Below are 23306 nucleotides of genomic sequence, written 5' to 3'. Positions count from 1 at the left end.
CCCGCAGTAGCTTACGCGGTCAGCGACACAGGGTTGCTGGTCGGTGACTGCTGAGCAGGGAGCATAGCGCCCGCGCCGGTCGCCTGCGTGACGAGCGTCTCGATAACGTCAACCCGACGGACCACGTGCCCCCGCATCCGCTTGTGCCGGGCGATCCCGAGGCCGCCGAGCCGCCACCCGAGGCGCCGGATGTTCCACTCTGTGAAAGCCGGTTCCAGGGCCACCAGGGACCGCAGCAGCTCCGTGCAGGTGACTTCCTCCCGGTCGCCGATGGCGGGCGCCAGGAACGGCAGCAGATCGTTTTCCTCGGCCGCCTGGACGGCCTCCGTGGCCGCACCGCGGCGCGCGCTGCGGTACTGGAGGAACTGTTCCTCGGTCATCTGCGACGGCCGCCGTTCGTCCAGCGGGATCACCTGTGCCATCGCCGCCCCGATCGCGGAGCGGGCCCGCTCGTCGGACTTCGGCATCAGGTGCACGTACGTCTCCAAGGTGAACGACTCCGAGGAGTGCCCCAGGAACGAGGCCAGCTCCTTGATCGAGCACCCTCCCTCGATCAGCGCGGAGGCGTAGGCGTGACGGAGGGCGTGCATCCCGTCCTCGGGGGAGGAGGCGTGCCGCTTGTCCCCGCGCTCCTTCGCCGGGATCACCCCGCCGGCCACCAGGGCGGGCTTCCACACCTGCGTGTTGAACTTCGGGCGCTGGTGAGCCTGCCCGTCCTCCCGGGTGAACAAGAGGCGGAAGCTGCGCGGCTTCCCCTTCGAGCTGACCCACGGCAACGTCACCAGGACCGGCGGGTAGAGCGCCATGTGCCCGAGGATCTTGTGCCCCAACGCGCTGTCCATCGGCACGTCGCGGGTTTTGCCGCCCTTCGGCGGAGCGAAGATCAGCGTCCCGTTCCGGAGGAACTTCACCTGCTGCCGGACGTGGATCATGCCCTTGGCGAAATCGACGTCGTCCACCGCCAGGCCGAAGACCTCGCCCTGACGGAGTCCGGCACCGAACCCGACCCAGCCCATCGCCCGGTACCGGTCGGCCAGACCGGCGACCACCGCCATCACCCGGGGCAGCGTCCAGGGAACCAGCTTTCGCTTCACCGCCTTCGGCTTCGTCACCGAGGACGACAGACAGGGGTTCCGCTTGATCATCTGGTCTTCCACCGCCGCCGAGAACATCGCGTTCAGCGTCGTGAAAATGTTCAGCCGGTACGTCGCCGAGAGCTGCTTGTCCTCCAGCTCCTTCAGGAACCGCTGCACCAGCGACGGCCGGCGCTCGACCTCGCCCAGCTCCAGCTCACCCATGCCCGGCACGATGTGCAGCCGGATCCGCTGCTCACGGTTGTCGCCGGTCGCCTCGTCACCGGGCTGGTTCGCCAGCCACTGCGCCGCCCAGTCCCTCACCAGCATCGCCGAGTCGCGGGGCGACACGTAAGACTTCTGCGTGATGTCGTTGGTGATCTTCGCGGCCTCTTCCTCGGCCGCCGTCTTGTCCACGAATCGCTGCTTCGGGAGCGCCACCCCCTCTGCGTCCCGACCGCGGACCTCCCACCGCATCCCGTCGCCGTGCGCGGCAGTCGGCACCCTGCGGTGCTCCCGGCACACCTTCTCGCCCGGCTTCGGATGGCTCTTGTGCCAGCGATCGGACACGTGGGCCTTACCCACTACACCACTCCCTCGGTCTCAAGCCGCCGCCCCATCCGGGCGGACGGCGCACAATCATGCGCCCCCGGCACGACACCGTGGGCCGCGCCGACCGAGAGGTAGGTGTCGACCTCCGACCGGCGGTAGTGCACACGACCACCGACCGACCCCAGGAGGATCGGTTTCGGGCCCTTCCCGAAACAGCGCCAGTTGCGCAAGGTCTTGGGGGAGATGCCGATCATCGCGGCCGTCTCGGCAGAGGTCAGGTAAGGGTCGGCATCGGCCGCGACCACAGCGACATTGGTTGCACGGGGCATTCCTACGGACTCCGTCCGCTCCGGCCCCAGGGCGCACACCACACGCGCCGTCGGCGGCGTTCCCGGCAGTGGTACCGGGCGATCCGCCTCGCAGGGCCTCGCCGCACATCACAGCACCGAGCGTCCCGGAGCGTCACGCCACCATTCGGATGATCATTTACCCACAAAAAAATAGTGGCGCCCCGTGCCGGCCGCTGCCCTTTGGGACTCACCGGGCAGCCTGCGGTGTCGGTGGCCTAACACCGTTAAATATCGCCCTCGTTGTCATTTTTCTGACGCTAAGCCCCTGCCGTCTGAGTGAACTTCCTCGGCACGCTCCAAGGGGGGTAAGGGCTCGGCTTGTTGACGACCGCGTGCCCGAGAATTCCAACTAACACCCATTTTTTGAGTTGTGCTGTGATTCCTCCCGAAAGTCCGAATCGACCCCGGGAGTACGCGTGATGACGCCACGACTCGACCCTGAACGCCTCAAGGCCGCCCGGCTGTCCCGCTTCCTGCCGGTAGAACACGCGGCCTACCTGGCGGGGGTCTCCTCGGCGGCCTGGAGGGCCTGGGAGCGCGGAGCCAACAGCCCCCGCATCACTTCCATCCGCCACGCGGCCGACGGCCTCGGCGTGGACCCGATGCAGCTGTGCTTCCCCCCGGACGGCGACGTAGCCAGCGCCCCGCGCCAGGGGCCATGGGTCCGGCGGCGCTCCGAGACCCCCGCGTCCGCACCGGCCTGATCCGACCCAAGAAGCGAAACAGTCCCTGGCCGGCTGCAACCAGGACCAGGGGCGGAGATGGAGCTATTCGTGTCAACGCCCACCCTGCATCCACCGACTTCCGAACCGCTACTCGACGCGCCACAGCTTCCGGACGGAATGTCCATCGCGCAGGCCGTGAAACTGCTGACGGCCCGTCCCGGGTCCCTTCCCCGCGCCGGTGGGGGCCTGGTGCCCCTGATGCGCGCCAAGTCGTACGCCGGGCGCCTAGTGGCCCTCCAGCGCCTCGGCGTGGTCCAGGGCGAGCGCCGCCCCCGCATGGACGTACGAGTGCGCTACCTCAGTCCCGAGGGCGACGTCTACGACGACGGCCCGCGGCGCATGCACCTGGTGCACCACATCCGCCAGTTGAACGGACCCGTCGGGTCTTGGGCGCTGGGCACCTTCACGCCGCTGCGGGGTCACGGCCATCAATGGCGTCCGCTGGCGCACGCCATGCCTCGCGTACGGGGGCGGACATGACAGAGGCCCCGGGGCGAACCAGGGCCTCACCAGTCACATCACACATCCACCGCGGCGCCAACCCATGGAATCCGCTGATGACCAACACGCCCAAGCAGGAGCACAGCCACTGATGCAAGTTTACCCCGACCACCCGAAAACTAAGCAATCGCTTAGCGCAGAATGCGCCCGACTGGGCGACTCCGCAGAGCGCCTGCAACGCCTGGGTCTCTACCTGTTCCCCGCAGATCACCCGTACCTCCCCGAGCCCGCCTGCCTGCGGATGCACCACCCGGAGCAGATCCGCACCGAACGCGCCAAGGGCACTGCCCACCAGCGCGGTAAGCACCCGTCCATGAAGTGGTCCTTGGCGGCGTCGAACGACCCCGCGGCGGCGGCACGCTGGTACGCGGGCACCCCCCGCAACATCGGGATCGCCTGCGCGCCCTCCGGGCTCCTAGTCCTGGACGACGACACCGGAACCGCCCTCGCCGACCTGTGCGCCGACCACGACCACGACATGCCCGAGACCTTCACGGTCTCGACCCGGGCCGGCCGCCGCCACCACTACTTCCTCCAGCCTGACCCCGAGGCCCCGCTGGGCAACGGTCTCGGCGCCCTCGCCGGTCGCGGCTTCGACATCCGCGGCGGCGTCACCGCCACCTCCGAACACGGCGGCTACGTGATCGCTCCCGGCTCCCGCCACGAAACGAATGCGGTCTACACCGCCTTTGACTGGGCCGCGGAGATCGTGCCGCTGCCCGGATGGATCGAATTGCTGCTCCGCGTCGCGCCCGAATCTCAAGCAGCTGGGCAGTCCCGCTGCACCTGGGAGCGGATCCGCGGCGTCGTCGCCGATCTGCTGGCGCAGGCCGAGGGGAACCGCGACAACCACCTGTGGTGGTCCGCGTGCCGCTTCGCCGAAGCCGTCGCCGACGGCGCCGACGAAGCCGCCCTGCGGGCCGTGCTGGCGTCGGCCGCCGAGCGCATCGGACTCACCGCGTGGGACGCCGAGACCAAGCTGACCCGCGCCCTTCGGGCGGTGGCAGCATGACCACGGCGTACGACGAAGCGGAGGAGCTGATGTGTGCGGCGGGGCTGACCCCCGGCACCGGAGACCTCGGCACCGAAGACCCGATCTCGTGGGCGGCGAGCACGGGCAGCGCCACGGGCCAAAAGCAGCGGAAGGCCAAACCGAGGCGCGGCGTGACTGGGGATGAGAAGGAGCGGCAGCCGGTCCTATTCGTGGCCGAGTCGCCCTGTCCCGCCCTGGAGGAGATCGAGGAGCCGGAATGGCTTGTGCTCGACCCGGTGAGCAAGCTCGGCATCGCCCCCGCGAACCACGTCGTGCTCATGTCGGGGCGCGGAGGCGGAGGCAAGACGACCGTGGCCATCGGCATCCTTGCTGACGTCACCCAGGGCACCACGAACGGCGTGCTCGCCGGCGTCAAGCACCACGTGATCTACGCCGCCGTCGAGGACTCGTGGCGGTTCACCCTCACCGCGCGGTTCACCGCGGCCGGCGCCGACCTCACCCACGTCCACAAGTTCAACGTGAAGAACGGGCTGACGGGCGAAAAGCTGCGCGTGTCCTTCCCCCGCTTCCTCGACCAACTACGGGAACGGATCGTCGCAGAGAACGCGAAAGTCGTGGCCATCGATCCCCTGCTCGGCGTCCTGGACGACGGGCTGAACAGCGCCAAGGCGACCGACGTACGCAAGGTGCTGGACCCCCTCGCCGTTGTGGCGGAGGAAACCGGCTGCACGATCCTCGTCATCACCCACGTGCGCAAGAACGCAGGAGACGCAGGCGACGGGGTATCCGGATCACACGCCATTCGCGATGCCGTCCGCTGCCACTGGGCGTTCACCAAACAGCGCGGCGAGCCGACCGGTCTCGTGCAGATCGAGAAGAACAACCTTGGCTCGGAGGACTTCCCGCCCTTCGAGTACGAGATCGAAGAGGTAAAGATCAAGACGGACACAAAAATCATCCCGACCACGAAAGCCCGTCTCACAGGCTACTCGGACGAGAACTTTGACGACGTCGCATCCAAGAAGAAGGACGAGGACAAGGAAACGCACAAGTGCGACGAAGCGGCGGCTGAGATCGTTTCCATCCTGACGGGACTCGGCGGCCGGGCGGACTCCACAGCGGTCATCAACGAAGCCGTAGCGCGAGGTCACAGCCGGGCAACTCTCTACCGGGCAAAGGCCGGTGTGGTGGATGTGGAGAGCGACCCGAAGGATAAGCGCCGGTCTATCTGGGTCCTGTCAGAGTTGCCGGACCAAGTGGTCACGATGCCCGTTCAGTCTCAGATCCCAGGTATGCACCGTGAGACTGAGAATGAGACTGAAACCACGAACAAGGAAACGTACCCCGATCAATCTCAATCTCAGTCTCATACCCCATACCTGGAGTCTGAGACTGAACAGCTGCTCGCTTCTTCCTCTCTTGAGGAGTGTCAGACCCTCTACGACTCCGGACTCGGCATCAAGGCCGTGGCCCAGCGGACCCGCCGGTCCCCGAAGTGGCTGTGCGACAACCTGACCGGCAAGCGTATCCCCGGCCGCCCGGCCCATCCGGACACCGCACCCGGCCCGGAGCCGACTAGCAAGTCCCCGGACCCGGCAAAGAAGATGGGCCGCCGGCGCGACTTCGAACGCGACCAGCAGATCCGCGCACTGCACCAAGAGGCCGTGGAGGTGTACGGCCCCGACCTCAAACAGAGCGACGGCCCCGGCAGGACCGTCTTCCTCGCCCAGACCGCCGCCCGGTTCGACTGCCACGTCAACACCGTCCGCAACGCGTTGAAGCACACCGCCTCGGAGAGCTGAACCCTCACCGTCGGCACCATGACCGTCTACGGAAGCGCCTGGTGCCGCCGGCCGGTCACTGCTCTGGTCCAGGAGCGGCAGGAGGCCGTCCGCGGTCTCGTGTGCCTGCCGGGTGGCGGTACACGACGGCGTACGACGTCTCGGGTGGCGCCGCGGAGTGTTCGCCGGGCTGCATCGGACGACGGTCGGTCGGCGCCGGCCAGGGGGCATGAGAAAGAGCGCCGGTCCCCTCCCGAAGGAGGGGTGTAGGACCCGGCGCTCTTGGTGATCCCGGATACGAACTCGCGATCGGGTCCGACACTACCAGCAGCGCCACGGCGGTGTCACTGCCCCGGCTGATACTGCCTGCGGAATTGGCACTGCCCAATTTCTAATTCCGCATTTCTATTTCCGGCGCCAGGCCGGGAAATTCTGGAAAAACTGGCTTAAGGGTGGGGCCCCCTTATCTGTCAAGCAGAAACCTGAAATTTCCCGAGTGGTGGGCGGTGGCATTCCTTACTTCATTTTCGCCTTTCGGTTCCCCTGGGCTATGGCGTTAGTTCCGAGGAATTGCGATAATGGAGTCATGCCCGCGTAGGACCGGGCCGACCGGATACGCCAACTCGCGATAGGGGTTTTTCAAGAATGACCACGGACACAAGGGCGCCGTATGCCCTGACCCCGGCGCAGCGTGCCATTGTGCAGCGCGCTGCCTGGGGGTTGCTGCACGTCCAGTACGAGTCATGGGGCGTGAACGTCGTTCGCTCGTACTCGCGTGAGGTCAACCACCTGTTGACCGGTATTAAGGGGGAGCGGCGCGGCGCCGCCCGTAAGGACTCTGTCGAAAAGCTCATCCGGGACGGTCTGCTCTGTCGCGGGACCGGTCATCAGGTGCGCCCGACCCCGGCCGGTCGTGCCGCTCTAGAGGGTCGTCACGCTCCGGAATCGGTTGCCGTCCCCGAGACTGAATCGGTCGCGCCCGTAGCCGGGTCGGAAATCAAGCAGGTGTCGGAAAAGGCGGCTGCGCGGTGGAGCGGCCTGCCCGAACAGGCGAAGGAGTCGGACGGACACCAGCCGCGCCGGAAGCCGTACGAGGGCACCGACGTACGTGAGGCTTTCACGTCTGAGGACGGCGGACTCTCGTACTCCCTTTTTCGCCTGCCCGATGACTGCACGTCGCCGGAGATGCTGGCCAAGCACGAGAAGACGCGCACCGCGATGGCCAAGAACGTGGCCGAGCGCGACAAGGGCATCCGCGCGTGGAAGCCGTTCGGTAAGGGGCAGATCACCCTTAAGCCGCGCACCGCGCCGAAGCAGACCAAGACCCCCGTCGACGTCGTCAAGGCATGGGCCGGAGAGGTCATCCACGAAATCGCGTGCAACCACTGCGGCGAATTCGAGTGCACGTGTGTCCGTGACGTCGTGTCCGCCGTCCTCGCCAACCACGGTGGGCCGGTTGTCGATGCGGACGCCGTCGCCCGGGGCCGTCAGAGCCTCACTGAGCAGACCGAAGCAGAGCGCCACGAATGCGCCGATCAGATTGCCATGGGGGAAGACGTGCCGGAGACCGTTGTCGAGGACGTCGAGCAGGCGGAGGCTTTCCCGGTCGACCTGGAGCCGGGCGAGTCCGTCGAGGCGTACGAGGGTGAGCACCACCGGGCCGAGGAGGACGGCTTCGACTGGTCGTTCACCACGGCGGCCGGGGACGTCTACCGGCTGTGGTCCCCCTCGTACAAGCAGACCGCTGGGGAGTGGTGCTTGTCCCGGGGGCTGCACGACCGGGGGTTCTGGTGGGCGGAGATCGGCGAGGGCAACAGCCTTGCGGCGGCCGTGGCGTGGTGCCGGGGCGACTCGGCGTCTCAGGCGTGGGCCAAGGACATGTGGGACCGGTACGGGCATATGAACGAAGAGCGTGTGGCGTGGTCGGCGGAGCTGGTGGAGACGGAGATAGAGCCGAACCTGTTCCGCGCGGAGCGGTACGGGCGCGTCGGCATCTACGCGAAGTACGCATGGGGTGCCGAGCACTTCGCGTCGGGCTCGTTCGCCGAGGCCGGTACGAGCGGCGCCGTTGACGGCATGTACCGCAAGCGGGCCATCCACAAGCTGACCGTGGCCGGGCTGCGGGAGATCCCGCTCGACCGGTGGATCATCACCGGCATGGACGGCACGCTCAGCACCGAGGGCACGCCCGGTGTCCACGGCAAGACGGCCTTGGAATGCGTGGGCTCATGGGATGAGCCGGGGCTGTGCATCGGCGCGTGCTGGAACAAGAAGGCGCCCGGCCGGTTCACCGCCGACATCCTCGCCGAGGACGGCGTGACGGTCATGGGCACCGTCGGCGTATGCGCCCTCCACCTGGCGCGTCCGCTGGCCGAGGCGCAGGGTCACGACGTCCGGCCGTGGGACGTGGCGTACGAGCGGTGCGGCAAGACCAAGGGCCAGTGGGGCTCTTCCCTGGACTGGGAGGAGCGGTACTGCGAACTGGTCGCCGAGATGGTGACAGCCGGTCTGGACGCGGGGGAGCACAACCCCCGGCCGGACGTCGTGGCCGCCCTGTACGCGGAGGCTGACGCGGTGCGGGCCAAGCAGGAAGTCAAGACGAAGACGAGCACCAGCACGGGCGGGGAGAGCATGGTGGGGCGGGGTTCGAAGGCGCCGAAGCGCACGACGGCGGTCAAGGTCGGCGACATCGTGTTCAGCGGTGAGAAGGGCCGCGAGCAGGCCGAACTCCTCGGGCACCGCTACTTCGTACGGATGCTGGCCGGTGCCTACGCGGTAGAGCACGTGGGGAGCGGTGAGCGGGTTGTGGAGTATGCCGACGCCGAGAGCCGCCCGGCGATGAAGCGGGGCATCCTCGCGGACGCGGTGGCCCGTGGCGTGGCCGAGTCGGTCGACGCCGGGCACCAGGAGCGGCCGGTGGCCGAACCTGCGCAGCACCTTCCCCGGCCTCTGCGGCTGGCCCTGGAGCGGGACGCGGAGGAGCAGCGCCAGCCGCTGACGTACGCGGACCTGGAGGGCAAGACCCTGGGCGATTTCACCGCGCCGGGGGATGTGGCGGACCTGGAGGAGTTGGCCGGGCCGTGGCCGGTGAGGTGGCTGTTCGCTCCGGAGGACGGGGACGCGGACCGCGCGGTGAACCTGTTCGCGGGCTGCGGTGGCTGGTGCGTCGGCGTGCGCAACGTCCTGGGCATGCGGCTGGACATGGTGTGCGTCGATACGAACCGCGACGCGGTGGCGACGTCGAACGCTGCGGGCTGCGCGGCGATCTGCGCGGACGTGACCAAGCTGGACCCGATGCACTTCGCGTTGCGGTGGACGTCGGTGCTGATCGCGTCGCCTCCTTGCACGGACTGGACTCCGGCGGGCAAGCGGCTCGGTCACCTGCCGGAGAACCTCGCGATCCTGGAGGAGGCGATCACGCGGCTCTCGTTCGCGGCGGGCACCTACTACGTGAACGAGGACTCCGAGGAGGCGTGCGAGTTCGGGTGCGAGCCCGGCGAGCACTGGGACCACACGGGCGAGCCCACCGGGGACTACGAGGACGCCCGGCAGTTCGCGCGGACGATGACCGCCGAGACGGCGCCGCTGATGCTGGAGCCGATCATCTGGTCTCTCGCGCTGTGGCGGCAGGGTGCGCCGCTGCACACGGTGGCGCTGGAGCAGTCCGGCGCGCTGCCGGAGCAGGTGCAGGAAGACGTCTCGGCGGAGCTGTACTGCGCGGGCTGGGAGCACGTGCAGTGGGCCGAGCTGGACGCGGCCGAGTACGGCAGCCCCTCCCACCGCCGCCGCATGTTCATGTTGGCGAGCCACTACGAGTACCGGGCGATCGGGAACGCGCCGGGGCTGACGACCCACGCGTCAGAAGCGCTGGACATGGACCCCGAGACGGTCATCATCACGCGCGCCAACCGCAAGACGTCCGGCGGGAACGGGTTCGTCATGGGCCGCACGGTGCCTGGCATGACGTCGAAGATCCGGGCTTGGTACAAGCAGGACGACCCCGAGTTCAGGTTCACCATCGGGCAGGTGGCCAAGCTGGTGACGCTGCCGGAGGACCACCCGCTCACCGGCTCCCGGACGAGCCAGTGCCAGCAGGCGGGCGACATCGTGGCGCCGGTCGTCAGCGCGGCCGTCATGGGCACGCTGCTGGGCGTGCCGTGGCTGCCCTCCCTGGAGCGGTACCTCGGCGAGCTGTACCCGGCCGTCCACGGTGGCAAGGACGCAGCAGAAACTTCGGCCCAGGGTCCAGCCGGCGAGCCCTCGGAGATCGGCACAGATTTCCAGGACCCCTACGAGCTGGAGCCGGTGTCCGTGTTCATCGCCTCCGCCCGGTCCACCCCGACTCGCCGCCGGGTGCTGTGGGCGATGAACCGCGCGGACGCTATGCGGCTGTGCTCGGACGAGCGGACCGCCTCGGGAAACCACATGCTGTGCTGGACCGCACCGAAGCACCTGGGCACCCTGGGCGAAGACTGGGAGTGGACCAAGGACCGGGGCACCACGGATGCGGTGATCGCCGAACTTGGCGTGACCGTCCTGGGCAGGGAGGTTCTGGAGCAGGCAGCCGACACGGCAGAAATTTCTCAGACCCCGGCCGGCGAGTCCGTCGAAGATTCTGCGCCCGCCGACACGGAGGAGAACGGCTACGGCCTGCGCGAGGGTGAGCGGGTGCGCTACGTCGGCGGCCACGAGTCCGAGTACGCGGTGATGTTGCCGGGCGACCCCGAGCGGTACGTGTGCGGTGTCGGCGCGGACGGCGAGCGCATGGAGGGGCCGTACACATTCGTCGGACCGTGGTCTCACGGGGGCAAGGGCTACTCGGTTCGCTTCGAGGGCAAGCGCTTCATCACCACCGTTTCCCCGGCGGACATCCTGCCCGCCATCCGCAGGCACGCGGCGAAGCGGCAGCCGGTCAAGGCTCAGCCCACCCCAGGCCTGTACGCCCCGACCCTTCAGGCGGAGGAGCGGACGGGCGAAGACGCCGACGCGTGCCGCGCAGGGGGTCACCGGTACACGTGGCTGTGCGTCGAGGCCGAAGGCGTCTCACGCACCCTGAGGTCTTATCTCACCTGCGAGTGCACGGGCGAGAAGCTCGGCAACTTCGGACGGTCCGGGCCGTCCCTGAACCAGGGCACACAGCGGAAGCCGCTGGGGATTCGGGACGCGTCGAACGCGTGCGCCCTGGGGGTGGCCAAGCGGAACAGCTACACGGTTAAGGGGCCGTGGGAAATCGTCTCCGAGACCCTCAAGCGCTGCCCCGTCGAGTGGGACCACGCGAAGCCGCTCACGGTGGCCGTGGACCCCAACAGCGCCCGGCAGGCCGTGAGCATCGCGCGGGACCAGGCGGACCGGGACGCGGCTGCCGAGTGGGAGGGCGAGGGCGGATACGTCGAGGGTGTCGAGACTCCCCGACTGGTCATCTGCGGGGCGCTGTTCATGCCGAAGGTGCCGCGCACGCTGGCCAAAATTGAGAAGCAGGTGCGCCGCGAAATGGCGCACCGCACCACCGAGCAGCAGCGCAAGGCGGTGTGGAAGACGGTGGGGGAGCACATCCAGGAGGAGCGCCATCGCGAGCGTACGGCGGACCCCAAGCCCCCAGCGGTCCTCGAAGGCGAGTCCATCCAGCCCATGAATCCGGGCTGGGCCCAAGAGTGGTGGATGTTCTCGGACGGCTGGGGCTACGGCTTCGAGGTCTCGCACCGCAACGGCAAGTGGACCGCGCTCGCACGGCTGGACGAGTGGCAGAGCGATGACGGCAAGGTGTCGCTGCCCGGCAAGCTCGTGCGTGTCGCCAAGGAGCCCTGCGCAACCGCCGAAGAGCTGCTGACGCTATGCCGGGAGGTCGGGGACAAGAGGGCCGTCAATGACGCCGCTACCCGCATGGTTCAGCGGGTGGTCACCCAGGGCGCCGAGCCGGTCGAGTTCGCCGACGTGGTGGAAATCCCGGCGGTCGTCCTGCCCAGCACGGGGCGCGGGTATTGGGAGATCGGTGAGCGCGTCATCTTCGAGGGCCGCGCGGGGCGGGTCGTCAGCGCGACCATCGGCAAGACCATCGTGGAGATGGACGGCGCCGAGCCCGGTCACCTGGAGCACGTGGAGCCGCGCAGCCTGGTGGCCGAACTGTTCGTCGTGTGCGGGACGCCGGTCACCTTGACCGTGCCGAGCAGGCCGGAGCCGCTGGCCACTCCGCAGGTGCCCACGTGCGTCGAGCTGGAGAGCTACGAGGTGCCCGAGGTGCCCGCGCTCGTCATCTGCGGTGAGCCGGTCGTCCTGGTCGTCCCCGCCAAGCCGCGCGGATGGTTCGTGCCGATCGTTGCGCCGTTCCCAGCCGCCGAGGAGGACGGCCCCGACTACGCCGCAATTTCCCGCGCCAACCGCGCGACGGCCGTCGAGGAGCAGCACCAGGGCGACGCGCCCGCGATGGACTGGGAGAGCCTGACCACTGAACTCGCCGAGCTGCGCACCGAGGCGCGCGGGGGCGCGGCCTTCGACTGGGACGACGTCGCCGCCGAGCTGGCCGCACTGCGGGAACTGACCGCCGAGGGACGCGAAGAGGTTGGCGAGCCCGCGCTCACGTGGGCGCAGGTGGAGCAGGAACTCGCCGAGCTGCGACAGGAAGCCGTACCGGCCGCTGTACCGGCCCCGGTCGTCCGCACCATCATCCCGGCCCGTCTCGCACGGGAAAGTCTGTCCCTGGCAGCGTCGGCCGCCTTGGTGACGCTCACCGCGTCGCAGCTCGCCGAGGTGATGCCTGCCGGTGTCTGACCCCGGCCGATGTGCCGGGTAGTGCCTGCTGGCCCCGGCGGTAGCTGGGGGAGCGGGGAGGGCCGAACCTAGGCGGCCTGACCCGACCCCCCGGTCACCACCGGCAGCACGGAGCCGCTCCTCGAACCGCGCGGCGGGGAGCGGGTCCGGACAGAGCGAACCTGCGGCGGCAGGGGCGCGGCGGAAACCGCAACGCCTTTTTGGCGGTGGCGGCCGGCCGCGGACGCGACCGCAACGTCCCTGCCTCGGAACGCGCAATCAGGTTCGGGATCCCGAAGCCGACTCGAGGCCGCGCGGCTGCGGCCGGAGAGAGGTCGCCGCGGCGGCGAGGAGCAGCTGGCCGGCATCGGGCTGGAGAATTCCAGCCCGAGATCCGTCGGCTCGGACAGTCCACCGCCGGACCGGCTCGGAGCCGAGGTGCAAACCGGGTGATCGGATTATTCGGGGACCAGATGGGGCGACTTGGCCGCCGCCGCGGTGTGGTTGGGCGGGATCGACTCAAGACTGTGGAACTAAACGGACTAAATGGGCATCGAAACTCTGACCTGGGATGTCGACGTTATTTCCATAACGTGTACGGTGAGGATCATGAATAAACATGCACTGCCCCGTCTGAGGCTGGTGATCTACCTCCGCGTCAGCACCAAGGGTCAGGTTGATACTTACGGCTTCCCGAGTCAGCTCAAAGACTGCAAAACATGGAACAAGCCGCACAACCACCGCATCGTGGAAGTGCTCCGCGAAGAGGCCGAGTCGGGAGCCACCGACGAAGAAGACCGGCCCGAACTCGCCCGAGCGCTCGACATGATCGCGAACGGCGACGCGGACGGCATCCTCTTCCCGAACCTTGACCGCCTCGCCCGCGAGCTGACGATCCAGGAAGCCGCCCTCTCCGTCGTCTGGGCCCACGGCGGACGGGCGTTCGGGGCCGACCAGGGCGAGATCCTGCCCGATGACGACTCCGACCCCATGCGCACCTTCGTACGCCAGGTCATGGGCGCGGCGGCCCAGCTCGAACGCGGCCTGATCAAGAACCGGCTGCGCAAGGGACGGGCCGCCAAGGGCGCGGCCGACGGCTACGCCTACGGGGCGCCGCGGTACGGCTTCAAGGCGGAGAAGAAGGCGCTGGTGGAGGTACCCGACGAGACCGCCGGCGAGGCCCGCGCGAAAGAGCTTCGCGCCCAAGTGGACGAGAACGGCAAACAGACCTCGTACCGCGAAATCTGCCGAATCCTCAAGGAAGAGAACTTCAAGACCAAGCGTGGAGGCGAGTGGAGGCCCTCCACCATCGCCAAGATGCTTGACCCCGAGTACCGCGCCAAGGCCAACGAGCGGGACGCCCGAGCCCGTCAGGCTAAGCGGGACGACGCCGTGATGCGGAAGGCCGCCAAGGCCCGCAGCCGCTTTTCCGACAAGGACGCCGGCGAGAAGTAAAACCGGGCCGCTGCTAGAGACAGCGACCCGGCAAGTGAGAACCCCACGCCAGAGCATGACTAGGAGAACTCGTGAACATCGTATCCAAGACCCTCGGCCGCCTGGTCGCCCGCATAACCGGCCGCACCGCCCAGCAAGAACAGCCCGCCGCGGTCGCCGACCCGTTCGTCCCCAGCGTCGCCGAGGTCGAGCAGGCCGCCTGCGACTACACCGAGGGCGCCGAGCTGGCCCGCCAGGGCGAAGCCCTCAAGCGCAAGGCCCGGAAGGTACTGGGGAGGGTGCCCAGCGGCACGTACGGCACCGCCACGATCACCAGGAAGGCGAACAGCAGGATCACGGACAAGGCCGCCATGGAGGCCAAGTTGAAGGCCCTTGGGGAGCCGCTGCCGATGATGGATCGGGCCCCGACCCTCGTGGTCGAAGTCGTGGAAATCTCCGAGCCCGCGCCGGCCGTGCGGGAGTGGTCCGTGGATGACCTGCTGGCCGACCTGGACAGCAAGCTCACTGCCCTCGCAGCGTAGTTAACGCCCTGGGAAATCCACAGCGGACGCCCTTCGAGATGTGAAGGGCGTCCGCTCATGTCTGCTGTGGCGCAGTTAAACGGAGAATTTCTTGACAGCGGCTGGTTTAAGGCCACTGCTTTTCTCTGCCCAAATGGCGGACGGCCCGCTCCCCTGGCTCATGCTCGGGTCGCAGCGAGACTCGGCTACTCCCTCTAGGTCAGGTCGTACGGAATTCCGAGGGCGAGGGACTTCGCGAGCCGGAGAGCTACGGGCTTGTCCCACTTGGGGCCGCCGCCTTCGAGCGGGGCATCGTTGATGATTTCCAACAGCTTTTTGGCGTCAGCTTCCGACGGAAGAGCGGGAATCTCGCTCGAAGGCATTCTGGACTCCTTTGATCGCCTAGTGTGGTCGTCTGCTTCTCTGTGCGTATGGAGCAGGCGCTTTCAGTGCCCGCTATTTTCATGCCGATTTAACGTACTGGACCGTCGTGCGTTCCGTGTCGGTCCTGAGAGGCTTCCTCGATCTGGGCGGCGTACTTCCTGAGTTCCTTCACCTTCGCCTCCGCGGCTTCCTTGTCCCACTGGTTGTCGAAGTCGCTGGCAGGGAAGCAGAACCCCGCCTCTGCGTAGAGCTTGCCGAAATCGGGCATCGCCGGGTAGGTAATGGCTCCGCGGGCGATAACGGCCCCATCGTTCCCCGCTGTTGCTGCGTTCTTGCTCTTGGCGCACTCGGCTTGGAACGCCCGGAGGTCGGCCTGAGCCTTTTCCTTGTCCCACCCGTCGGCGGACATGGGAGCGTGTTCGATGAGGGCAGACAGCTCTGCGAGCCCCTGCTCGTGGTTCTGGACGGCTTCGATCCACGCGGGTGGCTTGTTGTTGGTCACGGCCACCACTCCTACCGCGACTGCTCGGCGAGCCGTTCGCAAGAACCCAATCCTGGGCGTGGCGAGGTATGCCGTTGACTGTCTCCCTGTGTACCTCTAGAGGGCATGGTTTGTGGCACCGCCGAATTTTCAGTCCTTCGTGAGTTCCATGCCGTCCACGAAGGACTTCAGGTCGTTGGCGATCTTTACGGCTTTCTCCTTACTCCACCCCGGAACATTGGCCCCCTCGGGTGCAGTCATCAGCCTTTCCACAAAGTCCGGAGGGCTTACGGGGAAAGTGAGCTTCAGCCCCTCCCTGCCTGCGGTCGTGGCGCGGTTCTTCTTCGCCCAGGCGGCGATGGCTGCACAGTCGTCTTGCATCTTCTCCTTGTTCCACCCATCCGCGGACTTCGGGGCGTGCTGGATGTAGGCGGAGAGATCCGCCATCTCTGACTCGAACTTCTGGATGGCCTGGGCCCACGGCTCTCGCCGGCTCTGGTTGGTCATGGCGCCACTCCTACCGCGACCCCTCGGCGAGTCGTCCGCAGGACACGATCACGGGCGTGGCGAGGCGGGTGGATGACGATGAGCGGGTAAGCCAACCTCACCATGGAGGGCCGCGGACACATCCGGGGCGGGGTGGCCGGGAGTATCACCCGAGAAAATCACTGCGCTTGGCTGGCCGCATGACACTCACCAAGCAGCGCACACAGCCTCTCGTCTTCCTGTCCACCGATCAGGGCGTACCGGGACACCTTCACTGGCCGGACGGGCATGATCCGGCCCTCGTGGTCTCCCAGTTCCCCCCGGGCTTTTTCACCTGGGCGGTTACTTACGCCACCTTCGACCCCACCGCAGCGCGGAAGTGATTGCCGCGCTGCACAGGGATTTCATGAATGTTGACGTCTCGTACGGGAAATGGGAGGGCGAGCCGTCTTCCTCAACCACGGTCAAGCGCCCGTCCTCGGCGCAGCCTGGCAGCTGGAAGGCCATGGGGCCGCGAACGGTAGCGGCCTGACTCACAGACACACGCGGTGCTTGTTCTGTCTCCGCGCGAAGGGCCCTCTCCGCGGCCATGGAGAGGGCCCTGCCTCATGCCTACCGGTAGTAGTCCCCGTAGCCCGCCGGCATGCCCTGGGACTTCTGGAGGTCCGCCTCACTGGGGCGGCTGCTGGCGCTGAACATCCCTGCGGGGCGGAGGGCCTGCTCATATCCGTGCTCGAATTGGTCCTCCTCGTTGTGGGACCGTCCGCTCAGCTCGCGAGGTACCCGCTGGAGGGCGGTATTGATCTGCGGGTCCGAGAAGAATTGGCCGGGGCGATGCCCGTTGATCTCTGAAGGGTGCGGAGGATGGAACAGTTCTGCATTGACGTGATGCTGCGGGTCCGAAGACTCGCGGTGCTGAGTCTCCTTCTGGGCATCTACTTTGGCGTCTAGCCTCCAACGCATTCGTACTCCTGGTGTCGATGGAATGTCGTAGTGCCAGTATCAGGCCGCGAATTCTTTGCGCCAAGATTGAAGGCCAGTAACTCAGGCCGCGAATCCTAGGAGCACATCATGAGCGATACCGTACGCATTCGCCCTATCGACAACGAGCCGATCGGGTGGGGCGCCAACGTCCACGACATGCGGGAGCGGACTTTCCAGAACGCCATCCAGTCGTACTACAACAAGGACCGGCTGATGACGCCCCAGGGCATGCTTTCCGCGCCAGTCGCGAACTCCCAGACGGGCCGCGGCCTCTTTGACGGTCTGGAGGGCGAGGCACCGCGCCGCGCCTACTCCGACGTCGTGTGATGGCTCGGGGTACCTCGCCCTACCGGACCGGGCCGCGGCGCAGAGCGGCGATCCTGGCCCGGCTGGCGGTACACAGTGACCCCGAGGCCGCGGTTCAGCATCCCGTCCCGCAGGAGGCCACGTGGCCACTGCGGGGCGGTCTGCGGGGTGGGCAACGCCGTGCCTTCGAAAGGCTCCACCCGGAGCCGCAGCGAGGATGCTTCTGGGCGGGTTCTGTCCAGTGGTGGCGGCCGGTCCACGGGGTCGTGCTGATGCTCCCCAAGGCCATCGGGCACAAGTACAACGGGCGCCGGCTCACCGTCGCGACGCGGGCCGATCTCCTCGTTGTCGACCACACCGAACGGGACGGCTGGCGGCTGCTGCGGGACGTATGGATCTCCGGTCAGGGCGTTGCAGAGGCCGCGAAGGTCTGGGGCGCCGCGTGGGCACCGGTGACGTTCCGCAGGTGGGGCCGGTCCGGGTGGCAGGCCGTTAGGACACTTGAGGCCGTGCCCGGTTGGCGCATCATCGCGACCGCGCTGTCCGAGGACCGCGATGCAACGCGCAAACCGGAGAACCAGCTACTCCCTCACTGACGACCGGGACCCCGATTTCCCCGTACGGCCCATGGGTGTTGCGGGGTCCCCGTCTGCGTTTGCACCGTGCGCCGCAGGGTGTTCGGTGATAACAGTTCGCAACCCCCGTTAACGCGCGTTGCTCCCTGTGAACAAATCCGCAAACTGAGTTTGTTATCAGTTATCACTCTGAATCTCGGGGCGCGCAGAATTACCCTATGGCTAAACGGCAAATCAACCTTGAACGGGCGCGGCGACTTCGGGACGCCCGAGAGACTCGCGGAATGACTCGCGCCGAGGTGTGCGAGGCGACAGGCATTCCCGCGGCGACACTGCGGGCCGCCGAGAACGGCGTGCGCGTGCCGACCGCGATCAAGCGGCTGGTGGAGTTCTACGGCGCGGAGTCATTCACCGACCCTGCCGAGTACATCCCGCTGGAGCGCATGCCGCGGACAACGTCCTACTACCGCGCCGGTCCACCACACCCGGGCGGCCGTCCGCGTATGCCCCTCCCCGAGGGTATGGACCCCGCCAAGGCGGCCGAGTTCGCCGCGCAGCCGGGCGACCCCCGCCCCGTCGCCTACTCCCAGCACCACTACCCGGGAGCCGCCGCTGCGGCAGCACGCAACTGGGAGATCCACCGCACGTACGAACGCCGTATCGGTGCACTCTGCGGCTATCCCGAAACGGGGCCCCTCGCATGAACATCAAGTTCCCTGGGTCTCTCGCACGCTTCCGCCGGCAGCAGCCCGAGCCGGTCATCGACCTGTCCACGCCCGAGGCCCGCAACGAATACCAGGGGGCCCTCGCCGCCAAGGAGCGGGCCTACCAGAAGGCCCTGCCCACGGTTGACTTCAGCCGCCCGCCGACCCCGCCCGTCGTCCGCCGCCGCGGAGACGGTGACCCGCCCCCGACGTTCGCCCTGACCCGCAAGACAACGCCGCCCCGACCGAAGCCGAGCCAGGCCGTGCCTGATGTGTGGGGGCCCTGATGATGACCCGCAGCCGACGGCGACGCGAGAAGCTACGGGCCGCGGCCGAAGCCGCCCAACTGCCCCAGCGCCAGGAGCGCCTGGAGGGCGATCCGAGCCCGGTCCGGGCCCTGGCGGACCAGATGCTGGCCGAGCCCCCGCCGAGCTGCCCCAGTGCCCCGTACGACCCGCAGGGACCGCCTGAGTGGATGGTGTCCCCGGTCCCCGTATTCAACGGGCAAGGTGTCCCAGTCTCCTGGACTGACGAGCAGCCGCTCCGGTTGTGGGAGGGCCGCCGCGGCCAGGCTGCCTACGAGTTGCAGCGCGAGGACCAGCGCGACCGGCTACGGCAGGCAGGCCAGGGCTACCCCGAGCAGCCGTGGGCCGGGTACCGCCAGGACGACCCGACGATGCGAACGAACGCGGTTCTCAACTCCCTACGCAACAGGCTGACCGTGCAGCAGCGGGAGAACCGCACCGCGCCGCCGAAGCGGCCGGACGAGGAGCTACCCGAGGCGCAGTGCTCCTTCACCCCTATCGGCTGGTGGGAGTAACCCGTCAGCCTCGGATTCCCCATACCTACCGAAAGTGAGCTCCACCATGGTCCGAGCAACATTCGGCGATCCCGTCGTCAAGGATGAGACCGCGCAAACCCCCGTGCCGATCCCCACTCCCACGTGGTACACCGCCAGCGCTGACGGCGCCGCGGTCTCGCCTCCGCACCGTCAGGTCCGCAAGGGCGATCCGATCCCAGGCGGGTACGCCGCCGAACGTGAGTTCCACCTGTCATGGAGCATGCTGACCGGCGCCATCGCTCCGACTCCCTCACCGGGCGGCATGGGCTCCAAGGGCGTCGATGTGGTCCAGGTCCGCGGCTACCACGTGTACGTGGGTTCGTTGCCGATGCCTGCTGAGGGTCAGCCGGTACCGGTTCCCACAGTGCCGACCGTGCCGAGCGTGACCCTGACCACGCCGGACAAGGACACCGCTCTGGACGGCTATTACGTCCCAGCTCCTCCGCCGACTCCGCCGGCCCCGCAGGCACTGCCGATCTGGACCCGCATCGCACCTTCGACCGCCTACGCGATTCAGATCCAGGCGATCGGCCTGGACGGGACCCTTGGCCCCAAGTCGGCCGTGCTCAACATCCAGACCCCGAGCCCGTTGCCGCCGGTCGCCTACGGGCAGGCAGCGCCGCTGGCGACCCCTGGCATGCTGGAGTTCCAGCAGGGCACCGCCGCACCGAGCCCCGCTTCAAACCTTGGGATCTGGCATCTCCAGTTCAACGCCGTCCACGGTGCCGCCTCATATCAGATTTTCGGGAATGCCAACCCGCGTCCGGCGATGTCGCCGACCATCGGTTTGCTTGAAGGTGACCAGCTGCTTGGCACCGTGGCGCAACCGCCGGTCGTGGATTCGCAGGCCCCGGTGAAGTTCTCCGCCGACAACCCGTTCAAGGCCGGTGCCCGCGTCGAGTTGAAGGTGCGCGCGGTGCGGCCGGAGCAGCTGGGCGGAAATTCGTTCTCGGCGTTCGCCGGCTCGTTGATGACCGTGCTGCCGCGGACGGCGAAGCCCGCGCAGCCGACAAGCTTGCGCCTCGCCTCCTCGGCGACCGCGACCACGGTTCCCGTGACGTGGAACATGGACACGCCGGTGACGCCACGGGTCGCCGAGTACCGGCTGTACGAGTCGGGCGTGTTCCGCATGAAGGTCGCCGCTCCGGCCACCGCGGCGACCGTGGGCGGGTACCAGCCCAGCAGTACCTACAAGCTCACCGTGACGGCGGTGAGTACAGAGGGAGAGAGCTATCCGTCCAGCGTGCTCGAAGGAACGACCGCCCCCGCCTAGACACATGTGTGCCCCGCTCCCCGATCGTGCTGGGGGCGGGGCACACATGTGTGTGGAGGTCAGGTAGGGGACGCCGGGAGGAAGCCGACCGTACGTGAAGCCTGATCACATGCGCGGAAACCGAAGCTGACCAGGATGACGCGCTCACCGGCACCGAGGGGCGTACGGCCGTGCGGCGTGAGCGCTCCATCGAATACGACGCAGTCTCCTTGTGCGAGATCGCATTCGCGGTATCCGTCGGCGTTGATGAAGACGGTGCAGCTCATGGTAGGGGCCGCGGGGAGGCGCTCGTGCTTGAGGCACAGGATGAGGTTGGCCTCACCGAAGCCGAATTCGTCCACGTGGAAGTCGAGGAACTGGCCTTCCTCCAGGTAGGCGATGTAGACGCCGGTGTGCGGCTGCTCGACCTCCAGTCCCGTCGACCGGGCCACGACACCGGCGAGGTCGACTTGTCCCGCGAAGAGGTTTGCGGCGTCGCCGACGGCCGCGTTCCACTTGCCGTTGTGGAGGTACCCGTCGGCTGCCAGGGCTTTCTCCGCCTCCTCCGCCATGCCGGCGAGCAGCTCGGCGGGAAACGACTGGTCACGCAGGTGGCAAGGCCGCACCCGCTCGTGCGCGGTGAGGTCGCGGACGGCGTCCCGGAGAGCGGGAAACCCCTCCTCCCACCCGGCCGGGGTGCGGGCCGTGGTGCGGGACTGGAGCCAGGAAGTCCAGCGCCTGCTCCACCGCACCGCTTCTGTGCTTGCCCGGCCGATCAGCAGTTCCACGCGGTCCATCACGGACTGTGTTGCCTCGATCAGCGCGGTGTCGCCCTTGGCCTGCCGCAGTTGCAGCGCCTCTTGGAGGTGCGCGCGGGCCGCCGCGAACTCACCTCGCTCCATCAGGTGCTTGCCGTAGTGCTGGAGGGCGAAGTCCGCGAGTTCTGGGTGTTGGCTCCGGGAAATGGCCAGGGCCCGGCGATAGAATGCGTCGGCGGTCTCCGCGTCCCCACCGTAGCGGTAGGCGTCACCGAGGTTGATTTCGGTGGCGATTACGGCGTGGCTGTTTCCGCTGGCAGTGGCCAGGTCGAGCGCCTGCCGCAGAAACGTGCGGGCCTCTTTGTAGTCGCCCAGGACGACCGAGCCGACGCCGATCCACCGGGACAGCACGCGCCGCCGGTCGCCGTCCCCCTTCCCGGACAGGCCCCGCAGTTCCGCACGCAGTTCTTCGACAGCACCGGTCAGCTGGTCCCGGTCAGCGGGGACCATGCGCAGACCCTCGTCATGTGCGATGTGGTGATGGAGCACGCGCCTTCTCCTCCCTTCGGGTTCTTCACGCTAACTACAGCTCGTCGGTCTGGTGACGCAGGTCGGTCAGCAGTTCCTGGCCGTGCGCGGTGAAGTGCTCGCCCAGGAGTTCGAGCTGGCCCATGAGGTAGCGGACGGCCGGCATGCCTTCGTCGTAGGCGGCCTGGATGCTCGCCCGCTCGTTGGCGTTCAGGTCGTCGCGGTCGAGTTCGGTCCGGCGGAACCGCAGGAGCTGGTTGTATACGCAGGTCGCGTGGAAGGCCCGGTCCACCTCCCAGAACTGGTTTCGGGCCACCCCCTGCGTAGCGCGCCACGCGATCTCGATCTTGGGGGAGGTCTTGGAGGAGTACCCGGCGGCGAAGACCTGGTGCTGGAGGACGTGGAAGCTGACCGACTGGTGGACCGCCTCGTGCAGGATGTTCTCCGCCAGGAAGAGGTGGGACGGCTCGGGGCTGACGGTGTTAGGCGGGATGTGGTGCCGGGCCTTCTCGGAGAACGCGATGACGTACGGGAGCGCGGGGTCACTGGAGCTGGTCAGGGATGTGGTGCGGGCGCCGGGCTTCAGCCCCACCCACAACAGTCCCCGGACGAACTCCTCCACGCGGGCGAAGCCCTCGGGGTGGACTAGGGCGAGGCGCTCCAGTGCCTGGGTCAGCGCGGCGCGGCGGTCGTCGGTGTGCTCGGCGATCTCGTAGTCCGCCAGGTTGATCTCGTTGGCGATCTGTTCGGGAAGCTCGGCGCCGAACCAGTCGAAGCGGGCCCCGGAGATGTGCACGCTGTCGCTGCTCAGGGCGCGGGCGTGCTCGGCGTAGGGGATGCCGGACTTCACGAGGCGCTCCATCAGGGCGAACGGAAGGGCCCGCTCGGCGTTGTCCTCGAGCAGACGGATCAGCTCCGGATCCTGTCGGCCGAGGTCGAAGAAGGAGCCGGGCTCTACGCGGGTGGCGATGGCGGTGTGCACTGTGGGCCTCCTGGACTGGAATACGGGTCTTCCGGATGAGAAGGCGGGCCGGCCCGGACGCTTGTCCCGAGCCGACCCGCCATGCCGTCAACTACTCGGCGTCAGTGCAGCGCCGGGGTCAGACCGCGGGCGTCTTCGACTCGAAGACACCGTCGGGGACGGAGTGGTCCAGCCGCCGGGTCAGGGACTCGACGGCGGGCGTCTCCGGGGTGAAGTCGCCGTCCGGGACGGAGTGGTCCAGGCGCCGGGTCAGGTTGTTGACCTGGATCGTGTCGGACATGGTGGTGCTCCCTTCGGTGTACGCGGATGGTGCAGGGGGGTGGTGCATCCCGTCCCGGGCCGTGGTGCTG

The 23306-nt window shown here is 67.8% G+C and carries 22 protein-coding genes; 14 read left to right on the top strand and 8 right to left on the bottom strand.

The features are described from left to right. Positions 1-11: 11 nt before the first annotated feature. Both ACFWP3_RS17115 and ACFWP3_RS17110 read right to left on the bottom strand, forming a co-directional pair. Complete coding sequence (locus tag ACFWP3_RS17115) at positions 12-1658, bottom strand: tyrosine-type recombinase/integrase (RefSeq protein WP_384221408.1); 1647 nt, start codon at positions 1656-1658, stop codon at positions 12-14. Then, the gene (locus ACFWP3_RS17110; protein ID WP_384221406.1) at positions 1658-1954 is read right to left on the bottom strand and encodes a helix-turn-helix transcriptional regulator; all 297 of its coding nucleotides are present in this window, start codon (positions 1952-1954) and stop codon (positions 1658-1660) included. The genes ACFWP3_RS17115 and ACFWP3_RS17110 overlap by 1 nt, the downstream gene beginning before the upstream one ends. Before the next feature lie 440 nt (positions 1955-2394). On the opposite strand from ACFWP3_RS17110, the gene ACFWP3_RS17105 reads away from it, so the two are divergent. From ACFWP3_RS17105 to ACFWP3_RS17075, 7 genes are all read left to right on the top strand, one after another. Continuing rightward, positions 2395-2679 carry a helix-turn-helix domain-containing protein gene (locus ACFWP3_RS17105; RefSeq protein ID WP_384221403.1) on the top strand — a complete coding sequence of 95 codons (285 nt, stop codon included), beginning with the start codon at positions 2395-2397 and terminating at the stop codon, positions 2677-2679. 138 nt (positions 2680-2817) lie between these two features. Continuing rightward, the gene (locus ACFWP3_RS17100) at positions 2818-3180 is read left to right on the top strand and encodes a hypothetical protein (RefSeq protein ID WP_384221401.1); all 363 of its coding nucleotides are present in this window, start codon (positions 2818-2820) and stop codon (positions 3178-3180) included. A gap of 64 nt (positions 3181-3244) precedes the next feature. Next, on the top strand, positions 3245-4213 hold the full coding sequence (locus tag ACFWP3_RS17095; protein WP_384221398.1) for a bifunctional DNA primase/polymerase: 969 nt from the start codon (positions 3245-3247) through the stop codon (positions 4211-4213). After that, entirely contained in the window at positions 4210-5997 is a 1788-nt protein-coding gene (locus ACFWP3_RS17090) for an AAA family ATPase (protein ID WP_384221396.1), read from the top strand. Before ACFWP3_RS17095 ends, ACFWP3_RS17090 begins: the two co-directional genes overlap by 4 nt. A gap of 984 nt (positions 5998-6981) precedes the next feature. Next, positions 6982-12741, top strand: a complete 5760-nt coding sequence (locus ACFWP3_RS17085) for a DNA cytosine methyltransferase (RefSeq protein ID WP_384221393.1) — start codon at positions 6982-6984, stop codon at positions 12739-12741. Positions 12742-13266: 525 nt separating this feature from the next. Next, entirely contained in the window at positions 13267-14175 is a 909-nt protein-coding gene (locus ACFWP3_RS17080; protein ID WP_384221390.1) for a recombinase family protein, read from the top strand. 71 nt (positions 14176-14246) lie between these two features. Continuing rightward, entirely contained in the window at positions 14247-14696 is a 450-nt protein-coding gene (locus ACFWP3_RS17075) for a hypothetical protein (RefSeq protein WP_384221387.1), read from the top strand. A 194-nt stretch (positions 14697-14890) separates the two neighbouring features. Here ACFWP3_RS17075 and ACFWP3_RS17070 read toward each other — a convergent pair whose 3' ends face one another. The 3 genes from ACFWP3_RS17070 to ACFWP3_RS17060 all read right to left on the bottom strand — a co-directional run bounded on the left by ACFWP3_RS17070 (position 14891) and on the right by ACFWP3_RS17060 (position 16047). Then, positions 14891-15058: a hypothetical protein gene (locus tag ACFWP3_RS17070; protein WP_384221384.1), complete on the bottom strand. Its 168-nt coding sequence runs from the start codon at positions 15056-15058 to the stop codon at positions 14891-14893. 89 nt (positions 15059-15147) lie between these two features. Beyond that, entirely contained in the window at positions 15148-15561 is a 414-nt protein-coding gene (locus ACFWP3_RS17065; protein WP_384221381.1) for a hypothetical protein, read from the bottom strand. A gap of 129 nt (positions 15562-15690) precedes the next feature. Next, positions 15691-16047 carry a hypothetical protein gene (locus tag ACFWP3_RS17060; RefSeq protein ID WP_384221379.1) on the bottom strand — a complete coding sequence of 119 codons (357 nt, stop codon included), beginning with the start codon at positions 16045-16047 and terminating at the stop codon, positions 15691-15693. Positions 16048-16226: 179 nt separating this feature from the next. Here ACFWP3_RS17060 and ACFWP3_RS17055 point away from each other — a divergent pair, with 179 nt between their 5' ends. The 7 genes from ACFWP3_RS17055 (at position 16227) to ACFWP3_RS17025 (ending at position 20709) form a co-directional block, all read left to right on the top strand. After that, a complete protein-coding gene (locus tag ACFWP3_RS17055) occupies positions 16227-16409 on the top strand; it encodes a hypothetical protein (RefSeq protein WP_384221375.1) in 183 nt (60 codons plus the stop codon). Positions 16410-17097: 688 nt separating this feature from the next. Beyond that, positions 17098-17337 carry a hypothetical protein gene (locus tag ACFWP3_RS17050; protein WP_384221373.1) on the top strand — a complete coding sequence of 80 codons (240 nt, stop codon included), beginning with the start codon at positions 17098-17100 and terminating at the stop codon, positions 17335-17337. Between the two features lie 245 nt (positions 17338-17582). Then, positions 17583-17912 (top strand): hypothetical protein, encoded by a 330-nt coding sequence (locus ACFWP3_RS17045; protein WP_384221370.1) that lies wholly within the window; start codon positions 17583-17585, stop codon positions 17910-17912. A 197-nt stretch (positions 17913-18109) separates the two neighbouring features. Continuing rightward, complete coding sequence (locus ACFWP3_RS17040; RefSeq protein ID WP_384221367.1) at positions 18110-18595, top strand: helix-turn-helix domain-containing protein; 486 nt, start codon at positions 18110-18112, stop codon at positions 18593-18595. Continuing rightward, entirely contained in the window at positions 18592-18882 is a 291-nt protein-coding gene (locus ACFWP3_RS17035) for a hypothetical protein (protein WP_384221365.1), read from the top strand. The genes ACFWP3_RS17040 and ACFWP3_RS17035 overlap by 4 nt, the downstream gene beginning before the upstream one ends. Then, the gene (locus tag ACFWP3_RS17030) at positions 18882-19415 is read left to right on the top strand and encodes a hypothetical protein (protein ID WP_384221362.1); all 534 of its coding nucleotides are present in this window, start codon (positions 18882-18884) and stop codon (positions 19413-19415) included. Before ACFWP3_RS17035 ends, ACFWP3_RS17030 begins: the two co-directional genes overlap by 1 nt. Before the next feature lie 34 nt (positions 19416-19449). Further along, positions 19450-20709 (top strand): fibronectin type III domain-containing protein, encoded by a 1260-nt coding sequence (locus ACFWP3_RS17025; protein ID WP_384221359.1) that lies wholly within the window; start codon positions 19450-19452, stop codon positions 20707-20709. Positions 20710-20768: 59 nt separating this feature from the next. Here the strand turns inward: ACFWP3_RS17025 and ACFWP3_RS17020 are convergent, their stop codons facing one another. The 3 genes from ACFWP3_RS17020 to ACFWP3_RS17010 all read right to left on the bottom strand — a co-directional run bounded on the left by ACFWP3_RS17020 (position 20769) and on the right by ACFWP3_RS17010 (position 23236). Continuing rightward, on the bottom strand, positions 20769-21995 hold the full coding sequence (locus tag ACFWP3_RS17020; RefSeq protein WP_384221357.1) for a tetratricopeptide repeat protein: 1227 nt from the start codon (positions 21993-21995) through the stop codon (positions 20769-20771). Positions 21996-22029: 34 nt separating this feature from the next. Further along, entirely contained in the window at positions 22030-22956 is a 927-nt protein-coding gene (locus tag ACFWP3_RS17015; RefSeq protein WP_384221355.1) for a hypothetical protein, read from the bottom strand. Positions 22957-23074: 118 nt separating this feature from the next. Next, on the bottom strand, positions 23075-23236 hold the full coding sequence (locus tag ACFWP3_RS17010; RefSeq protein WP_384221352.1) for a hypothetical protein: 162 nt from the start codon (positions 23234-23236) through the stop codon (positions 23075-23077). Positions 23237-23306 lie beyond the last annotated feature (70 nt).

It is taken from the genome of Streptomyces sp. NPDC058525 (assembly GCF_042719495.1).
GTDB lineage: Bacteria > Actinomycetota > Actinomycetes > Streptomycetales > Streptomycetaceae > Streptomyces.
This window is presented reverse-complemented; position numbering and strand designations above follow the sequence as displayed.